11 protein-coding genes are annotated in these 12,788 nt (G+C 63.8%); 3 read left to right on the top strand and 8 right to left on the bottom strand.

Features of this window, described 5'->3' with window-relative positions:
• Positions 1-9 precede the first annotated feature (9 nt).
• The 5 genes from exbD to IVB19_RS15005 form a co-directional block, all read right to left on the bottom strand.
• On the bottom strand, positions 10-465 hold the full coding sequence (gene exbD / locus IVB19_RS15025) for a TonB system transport protein ExbD (protein WP_247455837.1): 456 nt from the start codon (positions 463-465) through the stop codon (positions 10-12).
• A 3-nt stretch (positions 466-468) separates the two neighbouring features.
• Positions 469-1,389 carry a tonB-system energizer ExbB gene (exbB, locus tag IVB19_RS15020; RefSeq protein ID WP_085352795.1) on the bottom strand — a complete coding sequence of 307 codons (921 nt, stop codon included), beginning with the start codon at positions 1,387-1,389 and terminating at the stop codon, positions 469-471.
• Entirely contained in the window at positions 1,386-2,075 is a 690-nt protein-coding gene (locus IVB19_RS15015) for a Fe2+-dependent dioxygenase (RefSeq protein WP_085352794.1), read from the bottom strand. The genes exbB and IVB19_RS15015 overlap by 4 nt, the downstream gene beginning before the upstream one ends.
• Before the next feature lie 2 nt (positions 2,076-2,077).
• Positions 2,078-4,471: a TonB-dependent receptor gene (locus IVB19_RS15010; RefSeq protein WP_085362163.1), complete on the bottom strand. Its 2,394-nt coding sequence runs from the start codon at positions 4,469-4,471 to the stop codon at positions 2,078-2,080.
• A 223-nt stretch (positions 4,472-4,694) separates the two neighbouring features.
• Positions 4,695-4,934 carry a hypothetical protein gene (locus tag IVB19_RS15005; RefSeq protein ID WP_085352792.1) on the bottom strand — a complete coding sequence of 80 codons (240 nt, stop codon included), beginning with the start codon at positions 4,932-4,934 and terminating at the stop codon, positions 4,695-4,697.
• A gap of 369 nt (positions 4,935-5,303) precedes the next feature.
• On the opposite strand from IVB19_RS15005, the gene IVB19_RS15000 reads away from it, so the two are divergent.
• The 3 genes from IVB19_RS15000 to IVB19_RS14990 all read left to right on the top strand — a co-directional run bounded on the left by IVB19_RS15000 (position 5,304) and on the right by IVB19_RS14990 (position 10,258).
• The gene (locus IVB19_RS15000) at positions 5,304-6,476 is read left to right on the top strand and encodes an efflux RND transporter periplasmic adaptor subunit (protein WP_204510936.1); all 1,173 of its coding nucleotides are present in this window, start codon (positions 5,304-5,306) and stop codon (positions 6,474-6,476) included.
• On the top strand, positions 6,473-9,619 hold the full coding sequence (locus tag IVB19_RS14995) for an efflux RND transporter permease subunit (RefSeq protein ID WP_247821561.1): 3,147 nt from the start codon (positions 6,473-6,475) through the stop codon (positions 9,617-9,619). Before IVB19_RS15000 ends, IVB19_RS14995 begins: the two co-directional genes overlap by 4 nt.
• A 66-nt stretch (positions 9,620-9,685) precedes the next feature.
• On the top strand, positions 9,686-10,258 hold the full coding sequence (locus tag IVB19_RS14990; RefSeq protein WP_085385622.1) for an invasion associated locus B family protein: 573 nt from the start codon (positions 9,686-9,688) through the stop codon (positions 10,256-10,258).
• A 79-nt stretch (positions 10,259-10,337) separates the two neighbouring features.
• On the opposite strand, the gene IVB19_RS14985 is transcribed toward IVB19_RS14990, so the two are convergent.
• The 3 genes from IVB19_RS14985 to IVB19_RS14975 are packed head-to-tail and all read right to left on the bottom strand — an operon-like array spanning position 10,338 to position 12,782.
• Complete coding sequence (locus tag IVB19_RS14985) at positions 10,338-11,057, bottom strand: ABC transporter ATP-binding protein (protein ID WP_018459262.1); 720 nt, start codon at positions 11,055-11,057, stop codon at positions 10,338-10,340.
• Complete coding sequence (locus IVB19_RS14980; RefSeq protein ID WP_018459263.1) at positions 11,054-11,821, bottom strand: ABC transporter ATP-binding protein; 768 nt, start codon at positions 11,819-11,821, stop codon at positions 11,054-11,056. The genes IVB19_RS14985 and IVB19_RS14980 overlap by 4 nt, the downstream gene beginning before the upstream one ends.
• On the bottom strand, positions 11,811-12,782 hold the full coding sequence (locus IVB19_RS14975; RefSeq protein ID WP_204510934.1) for a branched-chain amino acid ABC transporter permease: 972 nt from the start codon (positions 12,780-12,782) through the stop codon (positions 11,811-11,813). The genes IVB19_RS14980 and IVB19_RS14975 overlap by 11 nt, the downstream gene beginning before the upstream one ends.
• Between the last annotated feature and the right edge of the window lie 6 nt (positions 12,783-12,788).

Here is a 12,788-nt window from a genome sequence, read left to right as displayed (position 1 = left end):
AGCGGGCCTCTAAGGCTGAGCGGCGCCTGCCGCGGGCGCCCCCGGAGCGCCTTCCAGCGCAACCAGCTTCACCCGCGAATAGCCGCCTGAGCGCAACAGCTCCATGACGCCCATCAACTCGCCATACGGCACCGAGCGATCGGCGCGCAGGAACACGTACTTGTCCTTGCTCATGTCGGACAGCCCGTCGAGGGTGCCGATCAACTCGGCGCGGTGGACCGGGTTCTCTCCGATGGCAAGCGTCAAATCGGGCTGGATGCTGAGATAGGTCGGCTTGTCCGGCTTCTTCTGCGGTGTCGCGCTCGACGTCGGCAGATCGATCGGCAGGTCGACGGTCGACAGCGGCGCTGCCACCATGAAGATGATCAGCAGCACCAGGATGACGTCGATGAACGGCGTGACGTTGATTTCATGCGTTTCGCCGAAATCGTCATCGTCATCATTGTCTGCGAGCGAGACGCCCATGGGTCACTCCGCCGCGCGCGAATGCACGCTGCCGTGGCTGCGGTCGAGATCGCGCGAGAGTAACCGCCCCGCAGCGCCCGAGGCACGGCTGACGAGTTCGAGATAGCTCTTCGTCACGCGCGAGAAGTAGTTGTAGATGATGACCGCGGGAATGGCGGCGACCAGGCCGATCGCGGTGGCGAGCAGCGCCTCGGCGATGCCGGGCGCGACGACGGCGAGGTTCGTGGTTTGCGACTTCGAGATGCCGATGAAGCTGTTCATGATGCCCCACACCGTGCCGAACAGGCCGACGAAGGGCGAGGTCGAGCCGATGGTCGCGAGCACGCCCATGCCGACGCGGATGCGCCGCGCCTCCGCACGCATGATCTCGGAGAAGCTCGAAGCCGCCCGCTCCTTGATGCCGGTGTCGCTGGAGAGGCCGGCCGACATCCGCGCCTCCCGCAGCGCCGCCGCCAGGAAGGACGGCAGGATGCCCTCCTTGGCCCCGAGCGCCATCTGCGCTTCCGCGAGCGAGCGCGCCTCTGCGATCTTCTTCAGCGCCGAGCGAAGCTTGGTCGCGGCGATCGACAATTCGATCGACTTGGCGATCAGCACCGTCCAGGTCATCAGCGATGCAAAGGCGAGCCCGATCATCACCGCCTTCACGATGATGTCCGCCGACATGAACATCACCCAGGGCGACAGTTCCTTCATGGCGGGCGCGATGCCGGCTGCCGTATCGGACTTTGCAGCCGCGGGCGCGGCAGCTTGGGGCGTCATAGGCGGAGCAACAACCGGGGCTGGACTGACCGCGGACGGCTGAGCCGTCGACTGGACGGGTGCCGCGGGGGCGGCCTGTGTCTGGGCAGAAACGGGGGATGCAAGCCAGGCGGCCGCCAGCACCAGAGCTGCGGCAAGGCTTGCTTGGAAGGACATGATCTTCATACTTCGGCCCAGTAGCGAATGAGGTTGTGATAGATACCCGTCAATTTGACCGTTTCGGGATCGTCACGCCCGAGCCGTTCCACCAGCGCCTGTATCGCGGTGTCGAGGTCAAAGATCATGCTCCGGGCTTGATCGTCCCGTATCATGCTCTGAAGCCAGAAGAAAGACGCAACCCGCGTTCCCCTGGTCACCGGCGTCACGAGATGGAGGCTGGTCGAGGGATAGAGCACGCAGTCCCCGGCTTGCAACTTGACTTCGTGCGAGCCGTAGCTGTCCTCGATCACAAGTTCGCCACCGTCGTACTCCTCCGGCTCGGCCAGGAACAGCGTGACCGAGAGGTCTGTGCGGATGCGAAGGCCGGTCAGGCGGTCGCCGCGGATCGCATTGTCGACGTGCAGGCCGAAATGGTGGCCGCTGCTGGCCGCATAGCGGTTGAACAGCGGCGGGAATATCTGGAGGGGGATCGCGGCCGCGATAAAGCGCGGGTTCGACGTCAGCGCCGAAATGATGCGGTTGCCGAGCTTGCGCGCGACCTCGCTGTCCGGCGCCAATTGCTCGTTGCGCTTGACCATCGCCGACTGCGAGCCGGCGGTGGAGCGCCCGTCCTCCCATTCGCTGACGTCCATGATGCGGCGGAAATCCGCCACATCATCCTTGCTCAGAACGCCAGGAAGGCACGTCAGCATGATCAGAACTTCGCTGTCGTCACGAGGTAGAATGCCCGCCCTGGCGCGACCGCCACGAAGGGCACGGCACTGCGATAGAACGAGTCGTAATAGAGCTTGTTCGTCAGGTTCTGGGCGTAGAACTTCATGGTCCAGTTCTGGTCGATCTTCTTCTCGAGGAATGCGTCGAAACGCCAGTAGCTCGGCAACTCGTTGGTGTTGGCCGCGAACGTGCCGCCATAGACCTTCGAGCGGTACACCGCCTGGCCGCCGAGTTCCCAGCCGCCGTCGAACTTGTACTTGGTCAGCATGCTGAACGACTGGTGGGCAATGTTGGCGAGCTGCAGACCGATGTTGGAGGCAACGCCGCTCTGCGTGACCTTCGACTGCATCAGCACCAGACCACCAAAAATGCTCCAGCGGTCGGTGAGCTTGCCCTCGGCCTCGATGTCGATGCCTTGGATCCTGTAGGCAGCGCCCGAGGTCAGCAGATTGTTGACGGTCTCGCGCGCGTTGTCCTTGGTCGTCTGGAACAGCGCACCGGTTACCAACAGGTGACGGTCGGCGAGCTCCCATTTGGTGCCGAGTTCGATCGCCTTGTTACGCTCGGGTCCGAGCAAAACGGCCGTGTTGGGCGGAACACCACCGTAATCGGTCGCGGTCGCATCAAGTTCCGACCCGAACGGATTGGCCGAGGTCGCATAGGCTGCATACAGGCTGCCGATCGACATCGGCTTGTAGACCGCGCCGACGTTGTAATTCACGAGATCGGCATTCTGCTTCAAATAGGCCGCGTTGGTCGACGAACTCTGGCTGTAGCCGTCGTAGCGCACGCCGCCGTTCACAATGATGGTGTCCTGCCAGTTCGCGGTGTCCATGACGTAGACGCTGCTGGTGTTGACACCGTAGCGCGTCGGATTTCCAACCAGCGACGGCGTGTTGCTGAAGGGAATGTAGGTGTACTGCGGCGAGTAGAGATTGACCCCCGTGACCGCTCCGTTGCTGGTCGAGCCGCCGCCGAACAGTTCGGACGAGAGGCCGGTGTAACGGTCGATCGAGATGTTTTCGTTGGCATATTCGACGCCGAACACTGCGGTGTGCTTGACCCCGCCGGTGTTGAGCTTGAATGTGGCCTCGTTCTGGTTGGCCCATACATCCACGTTCTGGTAGCGGCTCTGCGCACTGGCCGTCGTGGTCCAGAGCAGCGGATTGGGGCTGGTCGTGATCGGGTTCTGCGGCAGCGTGCCGATATAATTCAGCAGCGAGTGCTCGCCGCGCACCTTGCTGGTCAGCGTGATGGCATCGTTGACCTTGTACTCGATCGTGCCGGTGCCGAAATCCTGCCGCGCCGTCTGGAAGTCGCGGTTGAGAAAGCCGTACCAGTTTCCGCGCGGAATGCCCGCCGACGTCACGGGGACATTGCCCTGCCTGTAGAAGGGCACGCCGAAATCCGGGTAGCCGCTGAGATCGGTGTGGACATAGTTCGTCGTGATCTTGATGTCGTTGGTCGGGGTGTACTTGGTCGAGATGAAAGAACCCCAGCGATCGTCGGTGATATAGTTGCGGCCGGCGACGTTGGCGTCCTGGAACAGGCCGCCCACGCGCACGGAGAAGGTCGGATCGACGACCTGGTTGACGTCGAGCGTGACGCGCTTGGTTCTGTCGGTGCCGAACTCGGTATCCATCCGCTTGAAATTGACGTCGCCCGCCTGCTTGGTGACGATGTTGATGGCACCGCCAGCGGTGCCGCGGCCGGCGTAGGACGAGGCGGGGCCCCGCAGGATCTCGATCTGCTCGGTGAAGAAGTTTTCGCGGATTGAGACCGCGGGATCGCGGATACCGTCGATGAAGACGTCGTTGCGCGCATCGAAGCCGCGGATGAAGAAGCGGTCGCCGAACGCGTTGCCCCCCTCCCCCGAACCCAGCGTCACGCCGGCGGTCGACCGCCCGATCTCCTTCAGCGTCGTGGCGTTCTTGTCCTCGAGAACTTCCTTGCTGAGCACGGTGATGGTCTTCGGCGTGTTCAGCATCGGCTCGGGAAACTTGCCGGAGGCCTGGACGTGGTCGACCTTGTATGGCGCCGCCGGATCCGAATACGGATTGCGGTCAACCTCGCCGGACGGCGTGGTGGGAGCGGTCTGCTGCGCCGCCTGCTGCCGCTGCGCGGCGCGGCGAAGCGCATTGCGCGCGCGGACCTGATCCGCCGTCGGCTTCGAAGCCACCGGGCGCGGACGCGCGACCGGCGCATCGACCGTCACCGGCGGCAGGTTCGACTGCTGCGCCTCCGCGCCGCTCGACACCGATGCTGCTGCGATCAGGCCCGCGACAGCGGAGACCTTCTTGCCGGAAACGCTCGTGAACTTTTCATCGAATGCTGCGACCGAACGCAACGACTTCGGTGCGACCACCTGCCCCATTACCAAACACGCCCCATATTCCAGTTCGCCCCTTCGATGAGCGATTGGAGTGTTGGTATCGGCCGCAAAATTGCGGGTCAATGCGAGTAAGCCGCGAGAACGCTTGAATAAGTCCAGATCAAAGCGATTCTAAACTGCCGTTTGAAATCGTTCTAAATCGAGATTGGAGTCGTTCTAAAGAGCGCGTGAAAATGCTGCTAAATCGGCGGTCGCGGGCGCATGGTCAATCGCTGCTTGGCGGCTTCATCAACGAGAACAATTCATCGACGGTCTTCCGCGCCACCGCGCGCACGCGGTCGCTGTTGTCCATGCCTGCGATGTTGACGCCGTTGACGACGGCTCTGATCTCGTCGCGGAACTCGGTGAGAAAGCGCAAGGGATCACGCTGCTCGTTGGCGACGCGTGCGATCAGTCCCGTGATCAGGATCTGACACGCGATCAGCTTGCCGTTCAGTTCGTCCATGCTGCGCTCCCGTTGTGGCGCGTCGATATGACCGATGCCGATTTCCCTGACAACCGAAACTGCACGATTAGAACCGTTCCTGCCAGCCGTCGCCTTGCGGCCTAGGCGCGGCGCCGCTCAGTCCAGAGCACACCGCTTTCGAGCATTGCACAAACTTTGCACGCTGATCGTTCCTGAGGGGGGAATGCAGCACGGCACACCGTAGTGACACGGAGCTGCCTAACCCGTGCAAAGCTTTCCAATTGTTTAGGATTCTCAACCGATAGTGCTGTTTACACTGGAACTTGGCGTGTATTATACAAGCCTCCTGGAACCCTATGATTGCCTCATAATTCGTAGCTTAGGGCATAAGAGCCGACACGAGACGATATGAAAAAGTCCCGGCCGATCCTCTGGATTCTGATCATCGCGGCCGTGGCCTCCGCAGGTTACTATGGTTGGCAGAAATTCGGCTCGCCCGACGCCGGAAAAACCCAGACCGCACAAAAGGGGCCGCAGCGCCCGTCCGCCGTCCCCGTGAGCGTTTCGCCAGTTCAGAAGGTGGACTTTCCGGTTTACCTGACCGGTCTGGGCACGGTTGCGGGCTTCAACACCGTCCAAGTCCGGACCAGGGTGGATGGCCAGATCGACAAGATCGCCTTCACCGAAGGCCAGATCGTCAAGGAGGGCCAGCTTCTCGCCTCGATCGATCCCCGTCCCTATCAAGCCACGCTCGACCAGGCCAAGGCCAAGAAGGCCCAGGACGAGGCAAATCTGGCCAACGCCAATCTCGAGCTCCAGCGCGCCATGAAGCTCGGCGAATTCGCCACCGCCCAGCGGGTCGACACCCAGCGCTCCACGGTCGCCCAGCTCACCGCACAGATCGCCGCCGATGATGCTGCGATCTCCAACGCGCAGACCCAGCTCGACTACACCCAGGTCAAGGCGCCGATCACCGGCGTCGCGGGCCTGCGCCAGGTCGACATCGGCAACATCGTCAACGCCTCGACGCAGACCGGCATCGTCACGATCTCGCAGGTCGAGCCGATCTCGGTGATCTTCACCGCGCCAGAGGATCAGCTGCCCTATATCAGCGAGGGCCAGAAGGCCGGCGCGCTCAGGGTGATCGCCTTCACCACCGACGGCAAGAAGACGCTGGCCGAGGGCAAACTCGCGGTCATCAACAACCAGGTCGACACCAGCAGCGGCACGATCCGGCTCAAGGCGGTGTTCGAGAACAAGGACCACGCGCTTTGGCCCGGTCAATCGGTGTCGACACGCCTGCTGGTGCGCACCCTCAAGGATGCGACCGTTGTCCCGGATGATGCGGTCCAGCACTCCACCAACGGCCTCTACGCCTATTCTGTCAATCAGGACAACAAGGCCGAGGTGCACAAGATCAAGGTCAGCTACAGCATCGACGGACGTTCCGTCGTCGACGAAGGGCTGACGCCCGGGCAGCAAGTGATCACCGGCGGCCAATTCAAGGTCCAGCCCGGGAGCCTCGTCTCCACGGCCGTGGCGAGTACGGATCCGGCCCAGAACAAGGTCCGACAGGAATGAACGCGGGCGGGATTTCGGCACCTTTCATCCGTTATCCCATCGGCACCTCGCTGCTGATGGCCGGCATTCTCTTCGTCGGTCTCGTCGCCTATCCCCTGCTGCCGGTCGCGCCACTGCCGCAGGTAGACTTCCCGACCATCCAGATCACAGCCAATCTGCCGGGCGGCAGCCCAGAGACCATGGCTTCGTCGGTGGCCCAGCCGCTCGAACGGCAATTCGCCCAGATCCCGGGCATCGCCCAGATGACCTCGACGAGCTATCTGGGCACCGCGTCGATCACCATCCAGTTCGACCTCAACCGCAGCATCGACGGCGCCGCCAACGACGTGCAGGGCGCCATCAACGCCGCGAGCGGTCAGCTGCCGAAGAACCTGCCCTCGCCGCCGACCTACCGCAAGGTCAACCCGGCCGACGCGCCGATCCTGCTGCTGTCGGCAACCTCAGACACATTGCCGCTGACCAGCGTCAGCGACGCGGTCGACGCCCAGCTCGCCCAGCAGATCAGCCAGCTCTCCGGCGTCGCGCAGGTCTTCATCGGGGGCCAGCAGAAACCGTCCATCCGCATCCAGATCGACCCGGCCAAACTCGTCGCCAAGGGCCTGTCGATGGAGGACGTGCGCAGCCAGATCGCGATCACCACGGTCGACAGCCCCAAGGGCAACATCGACGGCCCGAAGCGCGCCTACACGATCTACGCCAACGACCAGCTCACGCAGGCCAAGGACTGGAACGACGTCATCATCGCTTATCGCAATGGCGGTCCCTTGCGAATCCGCGATGTCGGCCAAGCGGTCAGCGGCGCCGAGGACGCCAAGCAGGCGGCCTGGGCCAACGGCAAGCGCGGCGTGTTCCTGGTGATCTTCAAGCAGCCGGGCGCCAACGTTATCGAGACTGTCGACCGGATCAAGGCCACCCTGCCTCGCCTCGTCGCCGCGATCCCGCCCGCGATCAAGATCGAGCTCATCAGCGACCGCACCACGACGATCCGCGCCGCGGTCGAGGACGTCCAGTTCACGCTGCTGCTGACCATAGCGCTGGTGGTCATGGTCATCTTCATTTTCCTGCGCAGTTTCTGGGCGACTGTCATTCCCACAATCACGGTGCCGCTGGCGCTGCTGGGCGCGTGCGCCTTGATGTGGGTCGTCGGCTATTCGCTCGACAATCTATCGCTGATGGCGCTCACCATCGCGGTCGGATTCGTCGTCGACGACGCTATCGTGATGCTCGAGAACATTACGCGCTACATCGAAGAAGGCGAATCGCCGATGGCGGCGGCCTTCAAGGGCTCCAAGGAAATCGGCTTCACCATCGTGTCGATCAGCATCTCGCTGGTCGCAGTGCTGATTCCACTGCTGCTGATGGGCGGCATCATCGGACGCCTGTTCCGTGAATTCGCCGTCGTGCTGGCGATGACGATCTTCGTCTCGATGTTCGTGTCGCTGACCCTGACGCCGATGATGGCCTCGCGCTTCCTGCGCGCCCATGGCGAGGTCACCCACGGCAAGTTCTACCAATGGAGCGAGCGCGGCTTCGATGCAATGTTGCGCGGCTACGAATGGGTGCTCGACCATGCCCTGGCCTGGCGCCGCACCACGCTCACGATCTTCTTCGCGACCCTTGCCCTGTCGGTCTATCTGTTCGTGCTGATCCCGAAAGGCTTCTTCCCGCAACAGGACGTCGGCCTGATCACGGCGACCTCGGAAGCCTCCCAGGACATCTCGTTCGCGGAGATGCAGCGCCGCCAGGTCGAGCTCGGCAAAATCGTAATGGACGACCCCGACGTCGCAACGATCGCGATGAACATCGGCGGCAGTGGCCGCGCCGGCAACAACGGCAACATGTTCATCACGCTGAAGCCGCTCAGCGTCCGCAATGCCTCGGCGCAGCAGATCATCGCGCGGCTGCGTCCCAAGCTCGAGAAGGTGTCCGGCGCCCGCCTCTACATGCAGGCGGCCCAGGACGTCCGGCTCGGCGGCCGGCCGACCCGTACGCAGTTCGAGTTCACCCTGCAGGACGCCGATCTCGCCGAGCTCAATGACTGGGCGCCGAAGATTCTCGCCAAGATGCAGACCTTGCCGCAACTGCGCGACGTCGCGACCGACCAGCAGACCCAGGGCACCACGGTTCAGCTCAAGATCAACCGCGATACGGCTGCGCGTTACGGCATCCAGCCGCAGCTGATCGACGACACGCTGTACGACGCCTTCGGACAGCGCCAAGTCACGCAGTATTTCACCCAGCTCAACACCTACAAGGTGATTCTCGAGATCCTGCCGGAGATGCAGGGCAGCCTCGAGAGCCTGAACAAGCTCTACCTGAAGTCTCCGCTAACCGGCGACCAGGTGCCGCTGTCGACCTTCGCGACCTGGAGCACCGATCCGGTTCGCCCGCTCTCGATCAGCCACCAGGGCCAGTTCCCGGCGATCACGATCAGCTTCAACCTCGCCCAGGGCGTCGCGCTCGGCCAGGCTACGGAGGCCGTGCAGAAGGCGATGGCGGACCTCGGCGCGCCGCCGACGCTCAATTCGAGCTTCCAGGGCACGGCACAGGCGTTCCAGCAGTCGCTCGGCACCGTGCCGCTCCTCATCCTCGCCGCGCTGGTCGTGGTCTATCTGATCCTCGGCATCCTCTACGAGAGCTACATCCATCCGATCACGATTCTGTCGACTCTGCCCTCGGCCGGCGTCGGCGCGCTCGCGATCCTGATGGCGGCGGGCTTCGAGTTCAGCCTCATTGCTTTGATTGGAGTCATTCTGCTGATCGGCATCGTGAAGAAGAACGGCATCATGATGGTGGACTTCGCCATCGCCGCGGAGCGCGACGAGCACAAGACGCCGGCGGAATCGATCCGGCAGGCAGCGCTGTTGCGCTTCCGTCCGATCATGATGACGACGATGGCTGCCCTGCTCGGCGGCGTGCCGCTGATGCTCGGCCACGGCACCGGCGCCGAGATTCGCCAGCCGCTCGGCTACGCCATGGTCGGCGGTCTGATCGTCAGCCAGGCGCTGACGCTGTTCACCACCCCGGTCGTCTATCTCTATCTCGACGAGCTCAACAACTGGTTCTCGGGCTGGGGCCGCAAGGGTGGCGGCGAAGGCGACGAGACGGTCGAGCACGGCACCGTTAAGGAAGCTGCCGAGTAGCAGCTTGCACCGCGCGCCTCACGACGTTACAGCGAGGCCTTCGGTTCACGTCAACGCGGTCTTGCCATGCCCTTGCAATCCAGACTTGTCGCCTTAGCAGCCGCTCTCCTGGTGTCGGCGGGTGCCGCGCATGCCCAGCAAGGCGCCAAGAAGAACGCAGCTCCGTCTGCCCCGGCGGCACAGCCCGCACCGGCTCCGACGCAGCCGCAGGCTGACGGCGCTGCGGCGCAGCAGCCCGGCTGGGTCGTGCGCTGCACCAGCGTCAGCCGCGACGCACCGCTCGAATGCGCGATGGAGCAGAACGCGGTGCTGACCAAGACCGGCCAGACCATCGTTCTGATCAACATCCGCATCGCGCCCGACACCCGCACACCGGTGGCGCTGCTGCAATTGCCGCTTGGCCTCAACCTTCCCATCGGCGCCAAGCTCCAGGTTGACGAGGGCAAGACGGTCGATCTCCAGATCCAGACCTGCGAGAACCGCGGCTGCTACGCCTCCTCGCCGATCGCGCCGGACCTGCTTGCGACTTTGCGGTCGGGCAAGCAGCTCAAGGTCTCCTTCCAGAACATGGCGAAGGAAACGATCGCGATCCCGATGCCGCTCGGCGATTTCGCGGCGGCCTACGACAAGATCAAGTAGCGACGCCTCGCCGTTACTGTTGCATATCCATATTGCAGCCCAACGCCCCCGATACCGGGCGCCTCCAGGCGGAAATCGGTCAGTCCACGCCCAGATAAGCCTTCTGCACCTGCGGATCCTCCGCGAGCGCCGCCGCCGTGCCTGATAGCACGCTCTTGCCGACCTGGAGCACCGTGGCGAAATCCGAGACCTCCAGTGCGAGCTCGATCGACTGCTCGGCGAGCAGAATGGTCAGGCCCTCGCGATGCAGGCGGCCGAAGGTCTCGTACATGGACTCGACCACCGCCGGCGCGAGACCGAGCGAAGGTTCATCCAGCATCAACAGCTTCGGCTCGCTCATCAGCGCGCGCCCGACCGCGAGCATCTGCCGTTCGCCACCGGACATGGTGCCGGCACGCTGGTTGCGGCGTTCCTTGAGGCGCGGAAAGATCTCGTAGACACGTTCGAGCAGCGTGGCCTGGCGCGACTTGTCGCGCAGCGGCGTTGCGCCAAGCATCAAATTGTTCTCGACGCTCTGCTGCACGAACAGCCGCCAGCCTTCTGGCGACAGCGCCAGCCCCTTGCGCACGATCGCAAAGGCTCTTTCGCCGGCGATATCCTCGCCGCGAAAGCGGATCGATCCGGAATGCACGGGAATAAGGCCGGCGATCGCGTTCAGCGTCGTGGTCTTGCCGCCGCCATTGGAGCCGAGTAGCGCCACGACGCTGCCTTCAGGAACCTCCAGCGAGACGTCGGACACGCCGATGAGATCGCCGTAGCGCACCTCGAGGTGCTCGATCCGCAGCAACGGCCCGCTCATAGGTCGGGCCCGCCCATCAGTTCGACCGGCGTGTGGCCGGCCGCTGCCTTGGCTGCACGCTTGCCGAGATAGGCCTCGATCACCGCCGGGTTGGATGTGACCTCGCGCGGCGATCCGCGGGCGATCTCCTTGCCCTGGTGGAACACCATCACGCGGCTGGCGAGTGACATGATCACTTCCATGATGTGCTCGACGATCACAAGGGTGATGCCGGAACGATGGATGTCGCGCACGAGGTCGATGGCGAGCCTCACCTCATGGGCGTTGAGGCCGGCCATGGCTTCGTCGAGCAGAAGCACCTTCGGTTCGGTTGCCAGCGCCCGCGCGATCTCCAGCCGCTTGCGACCGGGGGTGCCGAGCGAGCGCGCCGGCGCATCCGCAAGCCTGATCATGCCGACGCGCTCGAGCACCGCGCGCGCCCTGGTCTCGGCGTCCTTGCGATGCGAGGTGCGCAGGAACGCGCCGATCATGACGTTCTCCAGCACCGTCATGCCCTCAAATGTCTGCGGCACCTGGAAGGTACGAGCGAGCCCAAGCCCGGCGCGCAGCTCCGGCGCGAAGTCCGTGATGTCACGGCCCTCGAACAGGACGCAGCCCGAAGTGGTCTTGAGATCGCCAGTCAGGCAATTGAAGAAGGTGGACTTGCCCGCGCCATTCGGGCCGATCAGGCCGAGGATGTCGCCTTGCTCCAAGGTCACGGAGGCATCGTCCACCGCCTTGAAGCTTCCGAACGCCTTCGTAATTTCGCGTGCCTCAAGGAGCATGGCCAGCTCCCGTGTCCTTCGTCGGCTTGCTGCGCCGAGTGAACAGGCTGAGCAGACCGCCGGGCTGGAAGCGCGCGATCACCACGATGATCGCGCCATAGAGCACGAAGGTGAGCCCGGCGCCCTTGCCGCCGAGCCAGCTGTTCGAGATCTCCTCCAGCGGCACCAGGATCGCGGCACCGACCAGGGGCCCGAACAACAGCCCTGCCCCGCCCAGCGCCGCCATGATCAGGATTTTCACCGAAATCAGGATCCCGAACCCGGACTCGGGGTCGACGAAGCCGAACATCATGGCATAGAGCGCGCCGGCGACGCTCGTCAGCGCCGCGCTCAGCATGTAGGCGTAGAGCTTGGTGCGACTGGCGGGTGCGCCGAGCGAGCGCGCCGCGCGCTCGGAGTCCTTGATCGCGCGCAGGTAAAATCCCATGCGGCTGTTGGTCATCCACCAGGTGATTAACAGCGTGATCACGAGGATTGCGAGGAAGAGATAGTAATACGGCAGCGACGACAGGAACGAGAGATCGAAGATGTTGCGCGGCACGGTCGGCCCTGAGAGCCCGACGGCCGCACCGAGCCAGTCGGTGTTGGTCACGATCAGCCGCATCGTCTCGGCGACCGCGATGGTCGCCATACTGAAATAATGGCCCGACAGACGCAGCGTCGGCACGCCGATGATCGCGGCCAAGCCCACGGCGAGCACGATCCCGCCGGGGATGCCGAACAGGGGCGACAGGCCGAACTTTGCGTAGGATCCCATCGCGGCATAAGCACCGCAGCCGAAAAAGACGACGTGGCCGACCGAGACCTGGCCGGCATAGCCGCCGACGATATTCCACGCGGACGCTGCAATCGCATAAAGCAGCACCAGCGCGCCCAGACGCTGCTGGAACGGCGAGGACAGCAGCAGCGGATAGCAGATCGCGAACGCTGCGACGACCGAGAGCCAGATCAAGCGCCGCATCACAGC

The organism is Bradyrhizobium sp. 187 (genome assembly GCF_023101005.1).
Lineage (GTDB): Bacteria > Pseudomonadota > Alphaproteobacteria > Rhizobiales > Xanthobacteraceae > Bradyrhizobium > Bradyrhizobium canariense_D.
This window is presented reverse-complemented; position numbering and strand designations above follow the sequence as displayed.

Bases quoted from the DNA above. Each gene is read 5' to 3' on its own strand.
- exbD (WP_247455837.1), bottom strand. From the start codon at position 465: ATGGGCGTCTCGCTCGCAGACAATGATGACGATGACGATTTCGGCGAA.
- exbB (WP_085352795.1), bottom strand. From the start codon at position 1,389: ATGAAGATCATGTCCTTCCAAGCAAGCCTTGCCGCAGCTCTGGTGCTG.
- IVB19_RS15015 (WP_085352794.1), bottom strand. From the start codon at position 2,075: ATGCTGACGTGCCTTCCTGGCGTTCTGAGCAAGGATGATGTGGCGGAT.
- IVB19_RS15010 (WP_085362163.1), bottom strand. From the start codon at position 4,471: ATGGGGCAGGTGGTCGCACCGAAGTCGTTGCGTTCGGTCGCAGCATTC.
- IVB19_RS15005 (WP_085352792.1), bottom strand. From the start codon at position 4,934: ATGGACGAACTGAACGGCAAGCTGATCGCGTGTCAGATCCTGATCACG.
- IVB19_RS15000 (WP_204510936.1), top strand. From the start codon at position 5,304: ATGAAAAAGTCCCGGCCGATCCTCTGGATTCTGATCATCGCGGCCGTG.
- IVB19_RS14995 (WP_247821561.1), top strand. From the start codon at position 6,473: ATGAACGCGGGCGGGATTTCGGCACCTTTCATCCGTTATCCCATCGGC.
- IVB19_RS14990 (WP_085385622.1), top strand. From the start codon at position 9,686: ATGCCCTTGCAATCCAGACTTGTCGCCTTAGCAGCCGCTCTCCTGGTG.
- IVB19_RS14985 (WP_018459262.1), bottom strand. From the start codon at position 11,057: ATGAGCGGGCCGTTGCTGCGGATCGAGCACCTCGAGGTGCGCTACGGC.
- IVB19_RS14980 (WP_018459263.1), bottom strand. From the start codon at position 11,821: ATGCTCCTTGAGGCACGCGAAATTACGAAGGCGTTCGGAAGCTTCAAG.
- IVB19_RS14975 (WP_204510934.1), bottom strand. From the start codon at position 12,782: ATGCGGCGCTTGATCTGGCTCTCGGTCGTCGCAGCGTTCGCGATCTGC.